Here is a 19,227-nt window from a genome sequence, read left to right as displayed (position 1 = left end):
CGGCCCCCGCTGCAGCGGGGGCTTTTTCATGGGCCTGGGCGGGGAGCTCTCGCCCTCAGGTTCGGGCATCCCGCGCCTGCGGCAGCACCGCCTCGGGGGCGATCCACATCGCATCGCCATAGGAGAAGAAGCGGTACTCCCGTTCGATCGCCTCGGCGTAGAGCGCCAGCAGCCGCTGCCGCCCGATCAGCGCGCTCACCAGCAGCAGCAGCGAGCTCCTGGGCAGGTGGAAGTTGGTGAGCAGGCCCTGCACCACCGCAAAGCGGAAGCCCGGCTGGATCACCAGGTTCACCGGCCCTGTGAAGGGCCGCAACTCCCCGTCGTGGAGCGCCGCCACCCCCTCCAGGCTGCGCACGCTGGTGGTGCCGATGGCGATCACCCGCCCGCCCCGGGCCCGGCAGGCCTGCACCGCCGCCACCAGCGCCTCACTCACCTCCACCCACTCGCTGTGGAGTTCGAGGTCGCGCAGGTCTTCCGTCTCCACTGGCCGGAAGGTGCCCAGCCCCACGTGCAGGGTGGTGGTGGCGATCTCGACGCCGCGGCGGCGGATCGCGGCGAGCAGCTCATCGCTCAGGTGCAGCCCGGCCGTGGGAGCGGCCACGGCCCCGGGACGGGAGGCATAGCGGGTCTGGTAGCGGTCGTTGTCACTGGCGTCGTGCGCGTGGATGTAGGGGGGCAGGGGGATGGCCCCGTAGCGCAGCAGCAGCGGCTCGAGCGCCGCCGCATCCACGCACGCGGCCGGGAACTGGATCACCCGCCCCCCCGTCTCCTGGTCCCGCGCCACCACCGTGACGGGCAGGGGCGGTTGCCCCTCCGCCACCACCTCCAGGCCATCGCCAGGGTGGAGCCGCTTGCCCGGCCGGGCGAGACAGAGCCACTGGCCCGGGGTCGTCCCACCCCCCCACGGTTCGATCACCAGCAGCTCCACCGCCCCCCCCGAGGGGCGGCGAGCCTGGAGCCGAGCCCGCAGCACCCGGGTGTCGTTGACCACCAGCAGATCCCCGGGCCGCAGCGCCTCCTGCAGGTCCCAGACCTGCCGGTGGTGCGACCCCTCCTGGGCGTCCACCACCAGGAGGCGGGCGGCATGCCGTGGCTCCACGGGCCGCTGGGCGATCCGCTCGGGCGGGAGGGGAAAGGCGTAGCTCGAGAGCCTCAGGTCCTCGGGATCGGCCGCATCCGCTGGTGAATCGGCTGGTGAAGGGAAGTGGTCGCAGTCGCTCGGCACCCGCAGCTGGCCGGAAAGGCGGATCAGGCTGGCCCGTACTAGCGCACCGACGGCCGGATGAACCGGCTGCCGGAGCGGCCCGGCTCAGAGGGCCAGGCTTTCGGGGTCGGTCTCGATCAGCTGCGCCAGGTCCTTGAGGAAGGCGGCGGCATGGGCCCCGTAGATCGTGCGATGGTCGCAGGTGAGGTTCACCTGCATCTGGTTGGCCACCCGCAGCGATCCGTCCTTGCCGGCCACCACGCAGGGCCGCGACGCCGCAACGGCCAGGATGGCTCCGGTCCCCGGGGGAAGGATCGCGTCGAAACGGTCGACGCCGAACATGCCCAGATTCGAGAGGGTGAACGTACCGGTGCTGTACTCCTCAGGCTGCAGCTGCTTGCTGCGGGCCCGGGCCACCAGATCGGCCCAGGAGCGGGCCAGGGCATAGATGTCGGTGCGGTCAGCGTTGGCCAGCACCGGCGTGATCAGGCCGCCGTCCTCCATGGCCACGGCCACCGCCACGTTCACGGCAGCCGGGTAGACCATGGCGCTGCCGTCGCCACTGGTGGCGGCATTCACCTGGGGATGGCGGGCCAGGGTGACGGCCACAGCCTTGGCCAGCAGGGCCGTCATCGTGACGCCCTTGCCCTTCACCTGCTTGTAGAAGGCATCCAGCCTGGTGGTGGTGATCGTGTAGCCCACCCGGAAGCAGGGCACCGCCAGGCTGGCCAGCATGGTGCGGTTGACCGCGTTCTGGAGGGTGTTGAAGCTCACGGCCTCCCCAGGACGGCCAAAGGCCTGGCCAGCGGGGGAAGGAGCCGGAGCCGCCGTGCCAGCGGCGAGGGCCGCGGCCGCAGCGACGGCCGGACCACTGCCCTCGGCCACCCGCGGCACGCTGATCGGCTGACCGGTGGCGGCGAGCACGTCCTCAGCCTGGATGCGGCCGTGGGGGCCGCTGCCGCGCAGGGCACCGAGATCCACGCCCAGCTGGCCGGCGAGTTTCCGCGCCCGGGGGGAGGCCACCACCCGGCCGCTGGCGGTCGAGGCTGGGGCGACCACGGCAGCCGGGGCGACCACCGCAGCCGGGGCGGCAACGGGAGCCGGGGCTGCCGGCGTGGCGGGGGCGACAGGCGCCGCAGCCGGAGGTGCAGCAACGGCTGGAGCCGGGGCTGCCGGGGCCGGGGTCGAAGCAGCCGGTGCGGCAGCGGCCGCCGGTGTGGGCGCCTTGGCGGCCGCCTCGGCGATCTCCGCCTCGCTCTCCACGATCAGCCCGATGGTCTCGCCGACGGGAGCGGTGCCGCCGGCCGGCATCAGCACGGCGGCGAGAAAGCCTTCCTGGAAAGCCTCCACGTCCATGTCGGCCTTGTCGCTCTCCACCACGAGCACCGATTCACCGCGCTCGACCCGGTCGCCAGGCTGCTTGAGCCACTCCACGATCTTGCCCTCCGTCATGGTGGAGGAGAGGGCGGGCATGAAGATTTCGTGGGTGGCCAACGGAGTCCGCCGCGCAAGTGGGCGGATTTTACGAGGCCCCTTCTCGCCGGCAGCCTCAGAGCGTGCCTTCGATCGCCTCGATCACCCCATCCCGCACCAGGACCGCGGCCTGGAGCTTCTCCACGAGGTTGTCACCCACCTGCACCTCGCAGAAGCTCTCGAGCTGCCCCTGCTCGACGATCTGCTCCATCTCCAGCTCACGCACCTGGCGCTGCTGCTCGAGGATCTGGCGCTTCTGCTCCTCCAGCTCGGCGCGCTTGGCGGCCACCTGCTGCTGCACCGAAGCCACCTGGTCCTGCACCCGCGGATCGAGTGGATTGGCGCTCTGTCGGCGGATCTCGTCGATCAGCTGCTGCCCCTCCTGCTCCAGCTGGGCCAGCTGGCCGTCACTGCCGGCCAGGGCATTGCCCAGTTCCCGTTCGGCATCCTCCTTCCAGCGCGGGGTCACCACGGCCCGCACCGTGATCGAGCGTTTGATCGAAAGGCTGCCGTTGGCCATGCGGAATGCGCTGCAGCGCCCAGGCTGTCAGGGGGGCCGGCCGTGGTCAACCGACGGTTGGCCGCACCCGTCACCCCGAAGACAGCGGCCCGCTGCGGGGCCCATCAGGGGGTCCCGTAGAGGCTCTCGATCGCCGCGGCATCGCGGTCCGCGATCCGGTCGCGGCGCTGCTTCAGGGTCTGGGTGAGCAGGCCGTTCTCGATGGTGAACGGCTCCACGATCGCCACCCCCCCGAGGCGCTCGTCGGGCCGGGAACCCGGGCGCTCCTCCAGCAGCCGGTTGCAGGCGCGGGTGAGGGCACGCAGCAGGGCCGGCTGGGGGGGCTCGCGCTCCGACCAGGCCAGGCCGGCACGTTCGGCGAAGGCCACCAGGGCTTCCGGCCGCGGCACCACCAGGGCACCGAGCTGCTTGCGATCCTGGCCCACCAGCATCACCTGCTCCACCAGGGGACTGGCCACCAGAGCATCCTCCAGGGGACCGGGCTCGATGTTCTCTCCGCTGCTCAGCACGATCGTGTCCTTGGCACGGCCGGTGAGCACCAGGGAGCCGTCATCCAGCAGGCGGCCCAGGTCACCGGTGTCGAACCAACCCTCGGCATCGAGCACCCGCGCCGTGGCCTCGGGCTTGCCCCAGTAGCCCGCCATCACCTGGGGGCCCCGGGCCAGCACCAGGCCCTTCTCGCCGGCAGGCAGGGGTTGATGGGTCTCGGGATCGGCGATGCGGATGGCGGTGCCCGGCAGGGGCTGGCCGGCGCTGCCGCGGCGGTTGGCCCAGGGGCGCCGGCAGGTGAGCACCGGGCTGGTCTCGGTGAGGCCGTACCCCACCAGCAGCTCGATGCCGATGGCCTCGAAGAAGCCATCGACGGAGAGCGCCAGGGCACCACCACCGCTGATGGCGGTGCGGAGCCGTCCGCCCACGAGCTGGCCGCGCAGCTTGGGCCACAGCAGCCGGCCGGCCAGGGCGTGCAACGGCCAGCGCAGCAGGGCCTCGGCCGCCGCCGCGATCCGTGTGGGCCGTGACGCATGCTCGAGGGTCAGGTCGCGGGCGCGGCGACGGGCCAGGGCGTGGGCCCGGCTGTTGCCCAGGGCGACCCGCAGCAGGCGCTGGCGGGACGGGGACATCCCGGCGAGGGCGTCCTCGAAGCCCGACTGCAGGGCTTCCCACAGCCGCGGCACGCTGATCAGGTAGTGGGGACGGACCCGCTGCAGATCGGAGCGGAGCTTCTTGAGGGTGGTGTAGGTCTGCTGGCAGCCGCAGGCCAGCAGGAAATATTCGGCACTGCGTTCGTAGGAATGCCAGATGGGGAGCACACTCACGACCCGTTCCCCGGGGTGCGGGGTGACCGCCACCCCCAGGTGGCGCAGCTGGTGCAGCAGATTGGCGTGGCTGAGCGGAACGCCCTTGGGCTGGCCGGTCGTGCCGGAGGTGTAGAGGATCGTGGCCAGGGCGGCCGGATCCGCCGGCGGGGCCGGTGCGGCGTCACCGGCCGCGAGGGCCGCCTTGCCCCGTTCCAGCAGGGCCTGCCAGCTGAAGCAGGGGAGTCCGGAGTCATCCGGGCCCGGGTCCCCCTCCAGCACCGCCACGAAACGCAGCCGGGCCCGCTGCTCCGCTCCGAGCCCGAGCTTCTCCAGCAGGGCGGCGGACTCCACCACCAGAGCGATGGCGCCGGAATCCTCGAGGATGTAGGTGAGTTCCTCTCCAGGTGCCCCGCTGCCCCGCACCGCATCGGCTGCACCGCAGCGCATCAGCCCCTGGTCAGCCAGGAGCCAGCGAGGGCCGTTCTCAGCGAAGAGCGCCACCACGTCGCCCGGCTGCACCCCGAGGGCCGCGAAGGCGGCGGCGAGCCGTTCGATGCCCTGATGCAGCTCCCGAAAACTCAGGCTGACCGGCGGATGGGCGTGCGGGGCCTCCAGGGCCGGGGCCTCGGCGTAGAGGCGATCCAGATGACCCCACAGGGCCCAGATGCCGTTGAGGTGCCCCCAGTCGGTGCGGAGGGCCAGGGCCTCCCGGTCCTGGGGGGTTCCGCTCCAGTGGATCTCGGCGACTGGGGCCCCAGGGGCGCGAACGGGCGACACGGCGGTGACGCAGCGGCTGCCCACGGTTACCACCCCTCGAGCCGTTCCTGGGCGGAAGGGGGGCGCAGATTCAGCTGGAAGTGCCGGGCAAAGGTCTCCAGGAGGGGTTGGCGCAGGGCGTTGGTGGTCAGGGCCGGGCTGGCGTCCACCAGCCTCCCCACCGGACGGTCGGCGATGCCGCAGGGCACCACGGCGGCGAAACCCGCCAGATCGATCTCCACATTCAGAGCCAGCCCGTGCTGGCTGATCCAGCGGCGCGCCCCCACGCCGATGGCGGCCAGCTTGCGGCCGTCCAGCCACACCCCGGTCAGACCGGCGACCCGTTCGCCCTGCAGGTCCAGCCCGGCCAGCAGATCGATCACCACCTGCTCCAGCCGGCGCAGGTAGAGGTGCAGATCGGCGCCGTGCCGCTGCAGGTTCAGCACCGGGTAGAGCACCAGTTGACCGGGGGCATGGTGGGTCACCTCGCCACCGCGGTCGATGCGGTGGAGAGGCAGGGGCGGGGCTGCGGGGTCGAAGCGCAGGAAGGCTTCCGAAGCGCCGCGGCCGAGGGTGTAGCAGGGTTCGTGTTCCAGCAGCAGCACGGCCTCCGGCCCGTCGGGGCTGGTCAGCAGGCGCTGCTGCAGCTGCCGCTGCGCCGTCCAGGCGTCCTCGAAGGGCACCGGTCGGTGCGCTTCAAAAAGGATTGCATCGAGCTGGGGGACCATCGGCAAGCCTTCCTAGCGTTGGGTCACCAGAGCAACGGAGGCGGCTGCCATCTGATGAAACTGCTGATCCATGGCCGCAATCTTGAGGTGACCCCGGCCATCCGGGAGTACACCGAAACCAAACTCACCCGCGCCATCAACCACTTCGAGGGGATGGTGAAAGAAGCTGATGTGCACCTGTCGGTGGCTCGGAACCCACGGGTGCCCCAGCAGATCGCCGAGGTCACGATGTTCGCCAACGGAACGGTGATCCGCGCGCAGGAGCGCAGCGACAATCTCTACGCCAGCATTGACCTGGTGGCCAGCAAGCTGACCCGCCAGCTCAACCGCTACAAGGAGCGCATCCACGAGCGGAGCCAGGGCCCGGTGCATCGCTCGGCCCGCGACGAGGAGGCAGGCGCCGCTTCGCTGCCGCCCCCCGGCAGCAGCCTCACCGACGGCAAGGAACCCGAGCTGCCCAGCCGTGGGGTGCGGCGGAAGTACTTCGAGATGGCGCCGATGAGCCTGGATGAGGCCCTGCACCAGCTGGAGATGATCGATCACGACTTCTTCGTCTTCCGCGACGCCGAGACTGGCCAGATCCAGGTCGTCTACCACCGCAACCACGGTGGGTTCGGGGTGATCCAACCCAAGGACGCGTGAGCCGCGACCTTCCGGAACTGGCTCCTCTGATCGACCATGCCCTGCTGGATCCCCACCAGGGCCATGAGGCCATCCACCGCTGCTGCGATGAGGCCCGCCACTTCGGCTTCGCCGGGGTGTGCGTGGCCTCCCGCTGGGTGGCCACGGCGCGGCAGCGGCTGCCCGTGACGGGCAGCGGTCGCGGCGCTTCTCCCCGACTGGTGGCGGTGGTGGGCTTTCCCTTCGGGGCCGTGCCGGCGGCGGTGAAGCGGGCGGAGGCGGAAGCCGCAGCCGCGGCGGGTGCGGACGAACTGGATGTGGTGCCTGACTTCGGGGCCCTGGCCGACCGGGATGGCCAGACCGTGCTGGACGACCTGGCTGGGATCTGCGAACTGGGCCTGCCGGTGAAGGTGATCCTGGAGGTGGCGCGCCTCGAGCCCGAGGCTCTGGAACTGCTGGTGGAAATCAGCATCGACGCCGGGGCCCGCTTCCTCAAGACCGGCAGCGGCTTCGGTCCGCCCGTGGGGGTGGACCAGGTGGGCCGGGTGCGGGACCTGGCCCGGGGCCGGGCGGGGGTGAAGGCCTCCGGGGGCATCACCGCCGTGGAGCAGGCGTTCGCCCTGGTGGAGGCCGGCGCCACACGCCTCGGCACCAGCCGCGGCGTGAGCCTGATGCAGGCCCTGAAGGACTGATCCGCCGGTGCCCGAGACCTCACTGGAAGGCCTGGCCCTCAGCAGCAGGCCCCTGGGCGAGAGCGATCGCCTGCTCACCCTCCTGAGTGAGCAGGCCGGCCTGGTCCGCCTCGCCGTTCCCGGCGCCCGCAAGCCCCGCAGCAGCCTGGCGGCCGCGGTTCCCCTGGCCCATCTGCGCCTGCAGGTGGGCGGCCGGGGCGACCTGCTGCGGGTGCGCCAGCTCAAGGTGCTGCGCAACTACAGCGGCCTGGCCGGCCGGCTGGACGCCCTGGCAGCAGCCCAGGCCCTGGCCGAACTCTGCCTGGCCCTGGTTCCCAGCCAGTCCCCCGCACCGGGCATGCTCGCGGACGTGCTGATGCAGCTCGGGCGCCTGGAGGAGGTGGTCCGGGACAAGGGCGAGAGCCTGGAGGTGCTGGCCCTGGCCGTGCAGGGCTCGGTTCACCTGCTCGCCCTGGGGGGCTATGCCCTTCCCCTGGGGCAGTGCTGCCGCAGCGGCGAGCGGCTGGATCCACCCCTGGGGAACTGGACCTGGCGCTGCAGTGTGCTGCCCAGCGAAGGGATCGCCATCGGGGCGGTGCCGGGTGCCCGCGTGGTGCTGAATGCCTCTGAGCTGGCCCTGCTGCAGCGCCTGGTGCGCCCATCGCTGCCGCGCCGCCAGGACGGCCAGCTGATGGGACCGCAGCCTGTCTGGCTGCATCTCCTGGACCTGATCGAGTGCTGGTGCGGCGAGCACCTGGCGAGGCGGCCCCGCTCCTTCCGCCTGCTGCGGCTGGGGCTGGAATCCGGGGCTGCGCGATCATGAGCGGCCCCCGTCGTCCCCGGCCCAGGTTGAACGGCAGTCCCCAAGGGAATCCCCACGGCAGTGGCATCGGTCCGGGAGCGTCGAGCGGCCTTCAGGCCGTCCTGGAACTCCCCGACTTCCGGCTGCTCTGGCTGGGGCAGATCTTCTCCCAGCTGGCCGACAAGTTCTACATCGTGCTGATGGTGTTCCTGATCGCCCAGACCTGGGTGCAGGGCACACCGGAGGCCAATCCGGCCCTGGCCGAGGCCGCTTCGGCGATCCGGGTGAACCTGCCCGAGACCCGGGCCCAGATGATCACCTTGCTGGCCACCGGGATCTACGTGGCCAACACCCTGCCGGCGATGCTGCTGGGGACCGTGGCCGGGGTGTGGGCCGACCGCTGGCCGAAGCGCACCGTGATGGTGGCCTCGAACGGACTGCGGGCTGCCCTGGTGCTGCTGGCACCGCTCTGTCTGCTGGAGGGGCCGGAGTGGTTCGGGCTCAGCTGGGGCTACTGGGGGCTCGTGGGGATGACCTTCCTCGAATCGGTGCTGACCCAGTTCTTCGCCCCGGCCGAGCAGGCCCTGATCCCCCAGCTGATGCCCGCCCAGCACCTGCTGGCGGCCAACTCGCTCTACCAGGCCACCAGCATGGCCGCCACGATCGTGGGCTTTGCGCTCGGTGATCCGATCCTGCGCCTGCTGCGCTCCGGCCTCGGAGCCCTGGGGATCCCGGGGGGTGAATTCCTGCTGTTGCCGGCCTGCTACGGCTTCGCCGCCCTTTCGATCGCCCGCATCCAGGCGCGGGAGCAGCCACGACCCACCAGTCGCAGCTCGGTCTTGGAGGAGATCCGCGAAGGCATCGCCGTCCTGCGCGAGCGCCCGCGGGTGGCCAGCGCCATGCTCCAGCTCGTCCTGCTCTACAGCCTGCTGGCCGCCCTCTATGTGCTCGCGATCAGCCTGGCCTCAGCGGTCAGCGGGCTGGGGCCGACCCGCTTCGGCACCCTGCTGGCGATGAGTGGCCTGGGTCTGGCGGTCGGCGCGCTCGCCGTCGCCCAGCTCGGTCAGGGGCTCAACCGGCGTGTGCTGGCCTCCGCCGGCCTCGGCCTGATCGGCTGGAGCCTGCTGCTGCTGGGCCAGCTGCGCGGCAGTCTCACCTTCACCCTGCTGCTCTGCGGGGTGCTGGGCGTCGGAGCGGCACTGCTGGCCATCCCCGCCCAGACCACGATTCAGGAGGACACCCCGGAGGAGCTGCGGGGCAAGGTGTTCGGTCTCCAGAACAACCTGATCAACATCGCGCTCAGCCTGCCGCTGGTGCTGGCCGGTGCGGTCGTCAGCCGCTGGGGGCTGCTGCCGGTCCTCTGGACCCTGGCGGCCATCGCCCTGCTGGCGGCCATCGTGGAGCGGCCCTGGCGACGCTGTTAGTTTGTGGGGACGGACGAGCGAGCCCGGGTGACCCACATTGCCTGGCTGGGCAAGAAATCCCCCTTCTGCGGCAACGTCACCTACGGCCTCACCACGACCCATGCCCTGCGGCTCCGGGGCCATGGCATCAGCTTCATCCACTTCGACACGCGACCCGGCCCGGAGCGACCGCTGACCCGCCGGGGGGCTGAGGGACGCCAACGGGACAGGGGCGGCCCCCTCCTGGCCTCCCCCCCGCTGGAGCTGAGCAGCAGCCCCGCCGGCGGAGCCCCGCCGGCCCTGGGGATCGCCGATCTGGACAGCCCGGGACCGGAAGTCTCCCTCCCCTACCTGGTCAAATCCCAGGTGTACACGATTCCCTCACCGGGAGCGCAACGGGAGCTGAGGGAATCCCTCGAGCGGCTGCGCCCCGACCTGGTGCACGCCAGCCTCACCCTCTCCCCCCTGGACTTCCGCCTGCCGGACCTCTGCCAGCAGCTGGGCCTTCCCCTCGTCGCCACCTTTCATCCCGCCTTCGACGCCAGCCTGCGCAACCTCACCGCCGGCACCCAGCAGCTCACCTACCAGCTCTATGCCCCCTCCCTGGCCCGCTTCGACCGGGTCATCGTGTTCTCCGAGCTGCAGGCTGAGGTGCTGATCCGCCTGGGTGTGGGGCCGGAGCGGCTGGCGGTCATCCCCAATGGGGTCGACACCAGCACCTGGCGGCCTGCCACCGAGGACCCCTCGCCGGAACTCTGCGAGCTGCGCCGGCGTTTCATGGGCCGGCGGGTGTTCCTGTACATGGGGCGTGTTGCCACCGAGAAGAATGTGGAGGCCCTGCTGAAGGCCTGGCGGCTGGTGCGCCCCAGCGGCTGTGTGCTGCTGATCGTCGGCGACGGCCCCCTGCGTTCTGCCCTCCAGGGCAACCACGACGAGCCGGATGTGGTGTGGTGGGGCTACGAGCCCAGCCTGCCGATGCGGGTGGCGCTGCAGCAACTGGCGGAGGTGTTCCTGCTGCCGTCCCTGGTGGAAGGCCTGTCCCTCGCCCTGCTGGAGGCCATGGCCAGCGGCACGGCCTGTGTCGCCACCGACGCCGGGGCCGATGGGGAGGTGCTGAACGGTGGCGCCGGCATCGTGATCAGCACCCAGGGGGTGACCACCCAGCTGCGCACCCTGCTGCCGGTGCTGCGGGATCAGCCGGTCCTCACTGCCGAACTGGGCCGACGGGCCCGCGGCCGGGTCCTGGAGCGCTACACCCTCGAGGGGAACATCGACGCCCTCGAACGCCTCTACGCCGAGGTGGTCGGCCAGGGCCATCTGGCCGCCTGAAACCACCCAGCGCCGGCGGCCCCGGGGGTGTGACGCTCACGCCGGGTCGGCGATGGCCTCCTCCAGGCCGCGGCCGACGGCTGTCGTCAGGTCCTCGACGGCCCGACGCCGGTCGCGGCGGTAGTCCCCCCGGCGGGCCGTCACATCGATCGGCGTTCCCAGCCGGATGCGCGCCTGGAGCGGCCCCAGATCCGGCGGCGGGTCCTCCGGGCGCCCCTCGATCCAGACCACGGCCCGCCAGAGAATCTGAAGCAGCTCGGCATAGCGGTCGGGGCTGGGCTTGGCGGCCACGTAGGTGCCGCTGATGGCGGCGAAGGGTTCGACCAGCCGCATGTGGCCCAGAGCCAGGGCCGCCTCAGCCGCGGTCCAGTCCGCCAGACTCCGGTCCACCGGCGAGAGGGCGTCCAGATCGGCGCGGTACATCCGCTCCCAGGCGGCCTGCTCGATGCGACGGCAACGGTCCTGGAGGCTTCCCTGGGAGCGGAGGCCGAAGGGCCGCTCGGCCATCTCCAGGACCCGATGCCGCAACGAGGTCAGGCGGTCCTGAAACGTGCCGGTCGGCTCCAGGACCAGCCCATGGGCCCGCCCATAGAACCCTTCCAGGGCGATCAGCAGCCCTTCGGCCACCGCCAGAAACCGCCCATAGCGCGCCTCTGAACCGTCACTCGCGGCCGCCGGCTTGGCCTCGAGGCCCAGGCGTCCCTCCAAAAGGGCCAGAAACCGGTCGATCCTGGTCCAGTCGGGCCGCCGCAGGCCATAGCGCAGACCGAGGGGCACGACCATCACCCGTTCCTCGCGGCCCTCGGCCTCCAGGTCCTCACAGGCCCAGAAGGCCATCTGGGCCAGACCGGGTTCGAGGGGACTGATCAGCTCGCCGTGGTCGTTGGTGGCCCCCTCCGGCGCGATCGCCAGGGGGAAGGGCCCGTGGACCGCCAGGTCGCGGGCGGCGCGCAGGGCCTGCCGATCGAGTTTGCCCCGCTGGATCGCAATGCCCCCCAGATGGCTCAGGACCCAGCCCACCAGGGCACCGGCCCAGAGGGGAATGCCCCGGTCGTAGAGAAACTGGCAGTGCACCGGACGGCGCAGCTCCAGTCCGATCCGCCGGGCGGCCCGCGGCAGGGCATGCCAGAGGAGCCAGGCCATCAGCAGGGGATCGCGGGTGCTGGGATGCCGGAAAGCCACCAGCAGCCGGATCCGACCCTGCTGCTGGGCGGCATAGAGCCGGGCCAGATCCTCCACCCCCTCCGGGCGGACCTGCTGCACGCCTCTGCGGCGCAGCAACAGCGGAATCAGCAGGCTGATGGCCCGCCGGAGCCAGGGGGTGTAGGCGGGCGGCACGAAGGCCAGGGATGGGCCGGCGCCCTGAAGCGTGAGTCTGGGCATGGGCGATGGCTCCGGTCAGGCCAGCTCGGCACAGCAGGCGGCAAAGGCGGCCGCGGGGTCAGGTGAGGCCGTGATCGGCCGGCCGATCACCAGATGGCTCGCTCCGGCGGCGATCGCCTGGGCAGGGGTGAGCACCCGGCGCTGGTCGCCGGCCGCCGAACCCGCCGGCCGGATGCCCGGGGTGACGAGCGTGAAGGGGGCCGGATGGGCGGCCCGCAGCGAGCTGACCTCGTGGGGTGAGCACACGGCACCGGCGATGCCGGCGGCGGCGGCCAGAGCGGCCAGCCGCGGCACGTAGTGCTCCAGGGGCTCCCCGATCGCCAGCTCCGCCGCGAAGGAATCGGCCTCCCAGCTGGTGAGCACCGTCACCGCCAGCAGGGTGGGCACGGGCAGATCCGCTTCCTGCGCCGCGTCCACCGCCGCCGCCTGGGCCGCCGCCAGGGCCCGGCCCCCCGCGGCCGCATGCACCGTGATCATCCGGGCGCCCAGCCGGGCGGCACTGCGGCAGGCTCCCGCCATGGTGGCGGGAATGTCGTGGAACTTCAGATCCAGGAACACCTGCAGACCGAGCTCCTGCAGGCGGCTCACGATCCCGGGGCCCGCGGCGACGAACAGCTCCAGGCCCACCTTCACCCAGCGCAGCTCGGGCAGCGCGCGCGCCAAGCGACAGGCCGCCTCGGGGTCCATGCCATCGAGGGCGACGATGATGGCGTCGGCCGGGGACGGTGGGGCCTGGATGGGTTCGGCAAGCATGGAGTCCGGGACCACCGGCACGGGCAGCACTACGGCGAACCCTAGGCAGGTCCAGGAGTTCAGCCGAGCACCAGGCGGCGGAAGGTCTTCTTGCCGAGCTGCAGCACCTTGCCCGCCAGCTCACTGGAGACCGCGAACTGCTGGTTGGGGTCGGCAAGCCGCACACCATCCAGTTTCACCGCGCCGCCCTGGATCTGGCGGCGCGCTTCACTGCTGCTGGAACAGAGGTTGAGGGCACTGAGCAGGTAGAAGGCCTTGGCGGGAAAGTTCACGCCGCTGAGGGAGACCTCGGGCACCTCCGCGGTGGCGGCACCCTGCCCGGCCGCTCCGGCCACCAGGGAGGCCGCGTCGTGCTGGGCCTGCCGGGCAGCTTCCAGACCATGGCGCTGCCGGGTGATGTCGAGGGCCATCGCCTTCTGCCGCTCGCGGGGATTGGCCGGCAGGGCTTGCGGATCGAGGTCCGTGAGCAGGGTCAGGTACTCCTCCACGGCCTGGTCCGGGACCTTCTCGAGCTTGGAATACATCGACAGGGGATCCTCCGAGAGGCCCACGGTGTTGCCGAGGCTCTTGCTCATCTTCTGCACGCCATCCAGCCCGGGCAGGATCGGCAGCAGCATGCCGAACTGGGGCCTCTGCGCGAAGTGGCGCTGGAGATCGCGGCCCATCGCCACATTGAACTTCTGGTCCGTGCCCCCCAGCTCCAGATCGGCCTGGATGGCCACCGAGTCGTAGCCCTGCAACAGGGGATAGAGGAACTCGTGCAGCGAGATCGGGGTGCCGGAACCGTAGCGGCGGGAGAAATCCTCCTTGGCCAGCATCTGGCCGACGGTGGACGTGGCCAGCAGGCCGATCACCTCCGGCAGCGCCAGGCCCGCCAGCCACTCGCTGTTGCGGCGCACCTCGAGGCGACCCGGGGTTTCGAAGTCGATCAGGGAGCGCTCCTTCGGCTGGCCCAGACCCAGCTGCAACAGGTAGGTCTCGGCATTGGCCTCCACCGCGGCGGCGCTCAGCTGAACCCGCGTGGCACTCTTGCCGCTGGGATCGCCGATGCGGGCGGTGAAGTCGCCGATGATCAGCACGGCGGTGTGTCCGGCGTCCTGAAAGGCCCGCAGCTTGCGGAACAGGATCGAGTGGCCCAGATGGATGTCAGCGCCGGTCGGGTCGATGCCCAGCTTCACCCGCAGCGGCCGGCCGGCCTGCTCGGCCTCCCGCAGGCGGTGCGCCAGGGATCCATCGGTGGCTTCGGGGCCATCCGATCCCGGCCCGGAGGGGGCCGGGAAGAGGTCCGCTACGCCGCGCTCGATCCAGGAGGGCAGATTCCATCCGCCGTCTGCCATCAGCTCCTCCCGTGGGCACCCAGCTCAGTGGCGGATCGTACGCAGCGGGGGCCCGTCAGGGCTGGGCCTCGAGCTGGCCCTTCATCCGCTCCAGGGTGCGGTGCATCTGATCGAACATCGTCTCGGGGGTCAGGCCGAACTGGCCGAGCTGGGTGCGCAGCTGCTCCACCGTGAGCTTGGCCTGGAAATCCTCGGAGAGCTCGAAGCGCTTCATGAAGACCCGGTAGCGCTCCATCATTTCCTCCATCCGCTCGATGTAGAGCTTCTTCCCCTCCCGATCGAACTTCCCGTACTCCCCACCGAGTTCCATCAGCTGCTGGTAGTCGAGGAACAGCCGCTTGGCCTCGTCCTGGACGATCTCGGAATCGAAGAAGGCCATCGGCAACCAACCGGCACAGTGCTGCGATCCACCAATTGTGAGGACTCCATCACGCCCTGGGGAGTGCGGATTGGCGTAATCCCGACAGAGCGGTGACACGCCCGGCTTCGCTCAGCAGCATGGAGGCGTTGGGGCCACTGGCCTGGCGTGGACTACACCCCTCTCCTCGATGGCATGCGGGACCGTGGCCGGCAGATCGGTGGCCTGCTGCACGATGCCCGGCTGGTGCTCTGCACCGCCAACCGGGTGGCCCTCAGTGTCTTTGTGGGAGGAGCCCAGAGCTCCAGCCGGGTCGTCGGGGCCGCAACCACCGCCGCCGAGGGGATCGGCCTGGTGGAACGGCTCAGCCCCACCCTGGTGGTCGCGAGCGATGTGCTCGAGCAGGGTGATGGCATCAGCCTCGTGATCGACCTGAAGGCCCGCTGGCCCAGCCTGCAGACGCTGCTGGTGGTGAGCCGGGAGCAGCGGCATCAGCGCATCCAGGCCGCCATCGCCGCCGGATGCGAAGGGGTGCTGCCGGAATCGCGGTTGGGGCAGGGGGCCGCGCTGGCGGCCCTGCATGCGGTCAGCGGTGGCGGCATCTACGTCGACCGCCAGCTGCGCCCCGCCTTCCGGAACGTCCACCGCGACTGTGCGCCGCTCGAGACCCTCACCGCACGGGAGCGCGACGTGCTCACCCTGGTGGCGCGGGGCAACAGCAACAGTGCCATCGGCCAGGCGCTGCATGTCTCCCCCGACACGGTGAAGACCCATCTGCGGCACGTGATGCGCAAGCTTCCGGCCCGGGACCGCACCCATGCCGCGGTGCTGGGGCTGTGCTGGGATCTGATCGAATGGCCCGATCCCTGATCGCCTCGCTAGGTTCGGCCCTGAGTCCTGGTTTCCATCCACCCATGGCCCGCCGCCACTGGCTGGATCCGCTGGCTCGCCAACTGCTCGTGGCCACGGGCCAGATCCCCCCTTCGCCTCCCCCGGAGCCATCCGGCCCGAGGGCCGATGGCAGGCCTGACGGCACCCTCCCGAAGCCCGGGGATCCCACCCCCCAGCAAGCCTGGGATGACCCGGACGACACGGTGGAACGGGAGCTGCTGGCGCTGAAGCTGCGCCAGAACCCCGCCCTGGGCCTCCAGGATGCCCAGGAGGTCCGCCACGCGGCAGCCCTGGGCTGGCGGCTGGATGTGAACCGCGCCACGGCGGCCGACTGGCTGCGCCTGCCGGGCATCACCAGGGACCAGGTGGATCTGCTGCTGCGGCTGCAGGACTGCGGCGTGCAGCTGAGCGGTCCCGAGGACCTGCACCGGGCGCTCGACTGGCCGCCGGAGCGCATCGAAGCCTGGCGGCCCATCCTGGAGTTCCGCTGGTACAGCGAACCGCCTCCGGCCCGGGAGCCCCGCCCGCGGATCGATCTGAACCAGGCCAGCCCGGCCCAGCTGGCCGACCTCGGGCTGACCCCCGCGCAGGCCGATCGCCTGCGGCGTGAACGCGGCCGTCGCCCCTTCCAGGATCTGGCGGACCTCCAGCGGCGCCTGCAGCTGCCGGTCCCGATGGTGGAGGGCTGGCTCGGCCGGGTGCAGTTCAGCACCTGCCCCCCAGGCCCGGTGCTTCCCCCCGCCCGCCGGGAGTAGGCCATGGCCAGGCAGGGCGAACTCTTCCCCAGCACCAGGCTCGCCCAGTTCCCTCCGGGTGGGGAGAGCCTGCCCCTGCTGGCCCACCAGCTGCTCGACTGGCAACGGCGCCTGGCGGACCACCAGGGGCCCCTGTTCGCCGGTGGCGGATCGGGGAGTCTGCAGCCCAGCCTGTTCGACGCGGGCCTCCAGGGGCGGCCCCACCCGCGGGAGGAGCCGGTGGATGCCGAGCAGGCAGGGGCCCAGCTCAATCCCCTGCTCCTGCAGGCCCAGTCGCTGTCCTTCTGGCGATGGCCCAGGGCGCCGCAACGGGGGGCGGCCCTCTATTTCGTGACCGATCACTGCCCGGTCCTGGCGGCGGACCTGCTGCTCTATGTGGGCGAAACCGGCCAGGCAGCCCAGCGCTGGAAAGGGGAGCACGACTGCAAGCACTACCTGGCGGCCTACAGCGAAGCCCTGGCGAAGGCCCAGCTCAGCGGCCAGCTGAGCATTCGCTTCTGGCTGGATGCCCCCCAGGCCGTCCGGCCCCGCCGGGCCCTCGAGCAGGCGCTGATCCGCCGCTGGCTGCCGCCGTTCAACAAGGAGACCCGGCAGCGCTGGGCGACGCCATTCACCGCCGGAGACGACCCCTGACGCTGGCTACGATCACGTTTCGATCGGCCGGCCCATGGAGTTTCGTTGCATCGCTGATTCCCTGAGCAGCTGCCTGGCTGGATGGGCGGGCGACTGTCTGGCGATCGGCCTGTTCAGCGCCGACGAGGCCGGGCCGGTTCACCCCGTCCGAGCGACCCTGGAGTCCGCCCTCGGTGCCAGCCTGTGGCCCAGCCTGGAGCGCCGCCGCTTCCTGGCCAAGCCGGGGGAGTGTGTCAGCTTCGAGCGGCTGGGCGAGGCGCCCCAGACGCTCATCCTGGTCGGCCTCGGCGGAGCGGCGGACTGCGATCTGGCCGTGGTCCAGCAGGCCGCGGCGGTAGCCGCACGGGCCGCGGCCGCCAGCGGTGCCAGCCATCTGGGTCTGGCCCTGCCGGTCGAGGGCCTTGAAGCGGGCCTGGCCGCCCGCGCCATGGCGGAGGCCGTGCGCCTGGGCCTCTACGACGACCAGCGCTTCAAGGGTGAGCCCCAGCCGAAACCGCAGCCCGACCGGGTGAGCCTGATCGGCCTGCCCGCCGCCGCGGCCGGCGCCCTGGCCTCGGTGGATGCCACCTGTGCCGGAGTGGAACTGGCCCGCCAGCTGGTGGCGGCTCCGCCCAACGTGGCCACCCCCCAGCACCTGGCGGACACGGCCGCGGCGATCGCCGCAGCCCATGGCCTCGATCTCAAGGTGCTGGAGCGCGCCGACTGCGAGGCCCTGGGCATGGGTGCCTACCTGGGGGTGGCCCAGGGATCCGATCTGCCCCCCAAGTTCATCCACCTCATCTACAGGCCCGAGGGCGTCGCCAGCCGAAGGGTCGCCCTGGTGGGCAAGGGCCTCACCTTCGACTCCGGGGGCTACAACCTCAAGACGGCCGGGTCCCAGATCGAGATGATGAAATACGACATGGGGGGCAGCGCCGCCGTGCTGGGCGCCGCCCGGGCCATCGGCCAGCTGCGACCGGCGGGCGTGGAAGTGCATGTGATCGTTGCCAGCTGCGAAAACATGATCAGCGGTGGTGCCGTCCACCCCGGGGACATCGTCACGGCCTCCAACGGCAAGACGATCGAGATCAACAACACCGACGCCGAAGGTCGGCTCACCCTGGCGGATGCGCTCGTCTACGCCTGCAGACTCGAGCCTGACGCGATTGTCGATCTGGCCACCCTCACCGGCGCCTGCGTGATCGCCCTGGGCGAGGAGATGGCCGGCCTCTGGTCCAACCATGACCAGCTGGCCCAGGCGCTGGTGGATGCCGGACGGTCCGGCGGCGAAGACCTCTGGCGCATGCCCCTGCGACCCTCCTACAAGAAGGGGCTGAAAAGCAGCTACGCCGACCTGAAGAACACCGGTCCCCGGCCGGGTGGTTCGATCACCGCCGCCCTGTTCCTGCAGGACTTCGTGACCAAGGGATTGCCCTGGGCCCACCTGGACATCGCCGGAACCGTATGGAGCGACAAGGGTCGGGGGGTCGATCCGGCGGGCGCCACGGGCTTCGGCGTCAGGACCCTGGTGCAGTGGGTCTGCGGCGGCGCTCCGCTGAAGGCCGACACCTAGGTTTGGGCGAGAGACCCGAGGCTGGAGCCGATGGCCGTCAAGAAGATTCGCTGGTACGTCAAGGCCCAGCTCGGGGTGCTCCTCCTGCCGGCCGGCCTGTGCCTGTTCGGCGAAGCGGTGATCCGCAAGGGCATCCAGGTTCTGGCCGCCTCAGGACGGGTGGAGGGGATGAACAACCCGGGGCCGTGGTTCTGGTACGGCACCTTCGGGCTGATCCTGATCAATGCCGGGGTGGGCCTGATGATCGAGAGTGGCTTGCTGCGGGGCTACCCGCGCCAACCCTGAAGCCAGAGGTGGTGCGGGCTGCCGGCCAGGCGCAGGGCTGAAGCCTTGAGCGCTGGAGGCACGATCGCACCGCGCTGGAGGGGCAACCTCCCTCAGGCTGCGACAGGACTCTGACGGTCGTCTCCACCGTCCAGCTGGTCCTGGAGATCCGCCGGCGACTCCAGGGCATGGATCTGCCAGCGGGCGCGGTCGCCGCACAGGGGCAGCAGACGATCCAGATCGTCGGCCGCCTGCTTGGGACTGCCGTAGGGCCCGATGTGCCGGGTCTGCAGACCTTCTCGGATGGTCAGCAGATACATACAGGGCTCTGCTCAGCTGCAGGGATCACGGTAAGGCCCCCGGACCGATCTGGGTAGGCCCCAGCGCCAGTTGCCGCAATCGTTCCGAACGGCCGTTCCGCCGTTGAAGGACCGGGGCTGCGCCGCATCTCCCCCGCCCTGACCAGCCGCAGGGCCACCCGCCGGTCAGGATCGGG

The 19,227-nt window shown here is 71.2% G+C and carries 20 protein-coding genes; 10 read left to right on the top strand and 10 right to left on the bottom strand.

Translation table 11 applies throughout. The features are described from left to right. Window positions 1–55: 55 nt before the first annotated feature. From queA to lipB, 5 genes are all read right to left on the bottom strand, one after another. Window positions 56–1,225 carry a tRNA preQ1(34) S-adenosylmethionine ribosyltransferase-isomerase QueA gene (gene queA, locus ACLD7X_RS01590; protein ID WP_411421692.1) on the bottom strand — a complete coding sequence of 390 codons (1,170 nt, stop codon included), beginning with the start codon at window positions 1,223–1,225 and terminating at the stop codon, window positions 56–58. Window positions 1,226–1,309: 84 nt separating this feature from the next. After that, entirely contained in the window at window positions 1,310–2,677 is a 1,368-nt protein-coding gene (locus ACLD7X_RS01585; RefSeq protein ID WP_411421744.1) for a dihydrolipoamide acetyltransferase family protein, read from the bottom strand. Window positions 2,678–2,753: 76 nt separating this feature from the next. Then, window positions 2,754–3,197, bottom strand: a complete 444-nt coding sequence (locus ACLD7X_RS01580; RefSeq protein ID WP_411421691.1) for a YlqD family protein — start codon at window positions 3,195–3,197, stop codon at window positions 2,754–2,756. A gap of 104 nt (window positions 3,198–3,301) precedes the next feature. After that, the gene (locus ACLD7X_RS01575) at window positions 3,302–5,305 is read right to left on the bottom strand and encodes an AMP-binding protein (protein WP_425625040.1); all 2,004 of its coding nucleotides are present in this window, start codon (window positions 5,303–5,305) and stop codon (window positions 3,302–3,304) included. After that, window positions 5,299–5,979 (bottom strand): lipoyl(octanoyl) transferase LipB, encoded by a 681-nt coding sequence (gene lipB / locus ACLD7X_RS01570; protein WP_411421689.1) that lies wholly within the window; start codon window positions 5,977–5,979, stop codon window positions 5,299–5,301. Before lipB ends, ACLD7X_RS01575 begins: the two co-directional genes overlap by 7 nt. Window positions 5,980–6,033: 54 nt before the next feature. Here lipB and hpf point away from each other — a divergent pair, with 54 nt between their 5' ends. From hpf to ACLD7X_RS01545, 5 genes are read left to right on the top strand one after another with little or no spacing between them, the layout of a single operon-like run. Continuing rightward, window positions 6,034–6,621 (top strand): ribosome hibernation-promoting factor, HPF/YfiA family, encoded by a 588-nt coding sequence (gene hpf / locus ACLD7X_RS01565; protein ID WP_411421688.1) that lies wholly within the window; start codon window positions 6,034–6,036, stop codon window positions 6,619–6,621. Further along, window positions 6,618–7,292, top strand: coding sequence for a deoxyribose-phosphate aldolase (deoC, locus tag ACLD7X_RS01560; RefSeq protein WP_411421687.1), 675 nt, complete (start codon window positions 6,618–6,620; stop codon window positions 7,290–7,292). Before hpf ends, deoC begins: the two co-directional genes overlap by 4 nt. Window positions 7,293–7,299: 7 nt before the next feature. Next, the gene (gene recO, locus ACLD7X_RS01555; protein ID WP_411421686.1) at window positions 7,300–8,094 is read left to right on the top strand and encodes a DNA repair protein RecO; all 795 of its coding nucleotides are present in this window, start codon (window positions 7,300–7,302) and stop codon (window positions 8,092–8,094) included. Further along, window positions 8,091–9,497, top strand: coding sequence for an MFS transporter (locus ACLD7X_RS01550; RefSeq protein WP_411421685.1), 1,407 nt, complete (start codon window positions 8,091–8,093; stop codon window positions 9,495–9,497). Before recO ends, ACLD7X_RS01550 begins: the two co-directional genes overlap by 4 nt. Window positions 9,498–9,524: 27 nt before the next feature. Then, window positions 9,525–10,805: a glycosyltransferase family 4 protein gene (locus ACLD7X_RS01545; RefSeq protein ID WP_412006909.1), complete on the top strand. Its 1,281-nt coding sequence runs from the start codon at window positions 9,525–9,527 to the stop codon at window positions 10,803–10,805. Between the two features lie 36 nt (window positions 10,806–10,841). Here ACLD7X_RS01545 and ACLD7X_RS01540 read toward each other — a convergent pair whose 3' ends face one another. The 4 genes from ACLD7X_RS01540 to ACLD7X_RS01525 are packed head-to-tail and all read right to left on the bottom strand — an operon-like array spanning window position 10,842 to window position 14,657. Further along, on the bottom strand, window positions 10,842–12,188 hold the full coding sequence (locus tag ACLD7X_RS01540) for a 1-acyl-sn-glycerol-3-phosphate acyltransferase (protein WP_411421683.1): 1,347 nt from the start codon (window positions 12,186–12,188) through the stop codon (window positions 10,842–10,844). 15 nt (window positions 12,189–12,203) lie between these two features. After that, the gene (gene pyrF, locus ACLD7X_RS01535) at window positions 12,204–12,941 is read right to left on the bottom strand and encodes an orotidine-5'-phosphate decarboxylase (RefSeq protein WP_411421682.1); all 738 of its coding nucleotides are present in this window, start codon (window positions 12,939–12,941) and stop codon (window positions 12,204–12,206) included. Between the two features lie 59 nt (window positions 12,942–13,000). Next, on the bottom strand, window positions 13,001–14,278 hold the full coding sequence (gene tyrS / locus ACLD7X_RS01530) for a tyrosine--tRNA ligase (protein WP_411421681.1): 1,278 nt from the start codon (window positions 14,276–14,278) through the stop codon (window positions 13,001–13,003). A 55-nt stretch (window positions 14,279–14,333) separates the two neighbouring features. Beyond that, complete coding sequence (locus ACLD7X_RS01525; protein ID WP_411421680.1) at window positions 14,334–14,657, bottom strand: DUF1825 family protein; 324 nt, start codon at window positions 14,655–14,657, stop codon at window positions 14,334–14,336. Window positions 14,658–14,804: 147 nt separating this feature from the next. Between ACLD7X_RS01525 and ACLD7X_RS01520 the strand changes: the two genes are divergently transcribed. From ACLD7X_RS01520 to ACLD7X_RS01500, 5 genes are read left to right on the top strand one after another with little or no spacing between them, the layout of a single operon-like run. Next, window positions 14,805–15,506 carry a LuxR C-terminal-related transcriptional regulator gene (locus ACLD7X_RS01520; RefSeq protein ID WP_411421679.1) on the top strand — a complete coding sequence of 234 codons (702 nt, stop codon included), beginning with the start codon at window positions 14,805–14,807 and terminating at the stop codon, window positions 15,504–15,506. Next, entirely contained in the window at window positions 15,491–16,282 is a 792-nt protein-coding gene (locus ACLD7X_RS01515; protein WP_411421678.1) for a hypothetical protein, read from the top strand. Before ACLD7X_RS01520 ends, ACLD7X_RS01515 begins: the two co-directional genes overlap by 16 nt. Before the next feature lie 3 nt (window positions 16,283–16,285). Then, a complete protein-coding gene (locus tag ACLD7X_RS01510) occupies window positions 16,286–16,915 on the top strand; it encodes a hypothetical protein (RefSeq protein WP_411421677.1) in 630 nt (209 codons plus the stop codon). A 34-nt stretch (window positions 16,916–16,949) separates the two neighbouring features. Beyond that, window positions 16,950–18,467, top strand: coding sequence for a leucyl aminopeptidase (locus ACLD7X_RS01505; RefSeq protein WP_411421676.1), 1,518 nt, complete (start codon window positions 16,950–16,952; stop codon window positions 18,465–18,467). Between the two features lie 30 nt (window positions 18,468–18,497). Then, the gene (locus ACLD7X_RS01500) at window positions 18,498–18,752 is read left to right on the top strand and encodes a hypothetical protein (RefSeq protein ID WP_411421675.1); all 255 of its coding nucleotides are present in this window, start codon (window positions 18,498–18,500) and stop codon (window positions 18,750–18,752) included. A 92-nt stretch (window positions 18,753–18,844) separates the two neighbouring features. Here ACLD7X_RS01500 and ACLD7X_RS01495 read toward each other — a convergent pair whose 3' ends face one another. After that, window positions 18,845–19,051: a hypothetical protein gene (locus tag ACLD7X_RS01495; RefSeq protein WP_411421674.1), complete on the bottom strand. Its 207-nt coding sequence runs from the start codon at window positions 19,049–19,051 to the stop codon at window positions 18,845–18,847. Between the last annotated feature and the right edge of the window lie 176 nt (window positions 19,052–19,227).

Source organism: Aphanothece microscopica RSMan92 (assembly GCF_046613545.2).
Taxonomy (GTDB): domain Bacteria; phylum Cyanobacteriota; class Cyanobacteriia; order PCC-6307; family Cyanobiaceae; genus NIES-981.
This window is presented reverse-complemented; position numbering and strand designations above follow the sequence as displayed.

Bases quoted from the DNA above. Each gene is read 5' to 3' on its own strand.
- ACLD7X_RS01585 (WP_411421744.1), bottom strand. From the start codon at position 2,677: ATGCCCGCCCTCTCCTCCACCATGACGGAGGGCAAGATCGTGGAGTGG.
- ACLD7X_RS01580 (WP_411421691.1), bottom strand. From the start codon at position 3,197: ATGGCCAACGGCAGCCTTTCGATCAAACGCTCGATCACGGTGCGGGCC.
- lipB (WP_411421689.1), bottom strand. From the start codon at position 5,979: ATGGTCCCCCAGCTCGATGCAATCCTTTTTGAAGCGCACCGACCGGTG.
- hpf (WP_411421688.1), top strand. From the start codon at position 6,034: ATGAAACTGCTGATCCATGGCCGCAATCTTGAGGTGACCCCGGCCATC.
- ACLD7X_RS01550 (WP_411421685.1), top strand. From the start codon at position 8,091: ATGAGCGGCCCCCGTCGTCCCCGGCCCAGGTTGAACGGCAGTCCCCAA.
- ACLD7X_RS01540 (WP_411421683.1), bottom strand. From the start codon at position 12,188: ATGCCCAGACTCACGCTTCAGGGCGCCGGCCCATCCCTGGCCTTCGTG.
- pyrF (WP_411421682.1), bottom strand. From the start codon at position 12,941: ATGCTTGCCGAACCCATCCAGGCCCCACCGTCCCCGGCCGACGCCATC.
- tyrS (WP_411421681.1), bottom strand. From the start codon at position 14,278: ATGGCAGACGGCGGATGGAATCTGCCCTCCTGGATCGAGCGCGGCGTA.
- ACLD7X_RS01525 (WP_411421680.1), bottom strand. From the start codon at position 14,657: ATGGCCTTCTTCGATTCCGAGATCGTCCAGGACGAGGCCAAGCGGCTG.
- ACLD7X_RS01515 (WP_411421678.1), top strand. From the start codon at position 15,491: ATGGCCCGATCCCTGATCGCCTCGCTAGGTTCGGCCCTGAGTCCTGGT.
- ACLD7X_RS01510 (WP_411421677.1), top strand. From the start codon at position 16,286: ATGGCCAGGCAGGGCGAACTCTTCCCCAGCACCAGGCTCGCCCAGTTC.
- ACLD7X_RS01505 (WP_411421676.1), top strand. From the start codon at position 16,950: ATGGAGTTTCGTTGCATCGCTGATTCCCTGAGCAGCTGCCTGGCTGGA.
- ACLD7X_RS01500 (WP_411421675.1), top strand. From the start codon at position 18,498: ATGGCCGTCAAGAAGATTCGCTGGTACGTCAAGGCCCAGCTCGGGGTG.
- ACLD7X_RS01495 (WP_411421674.1), bottom strand. From the start codon at position 19,051: ATGTATCTGCTGACCATCCGAGAAGGTCTGCAGACCCGGCACATCGGG.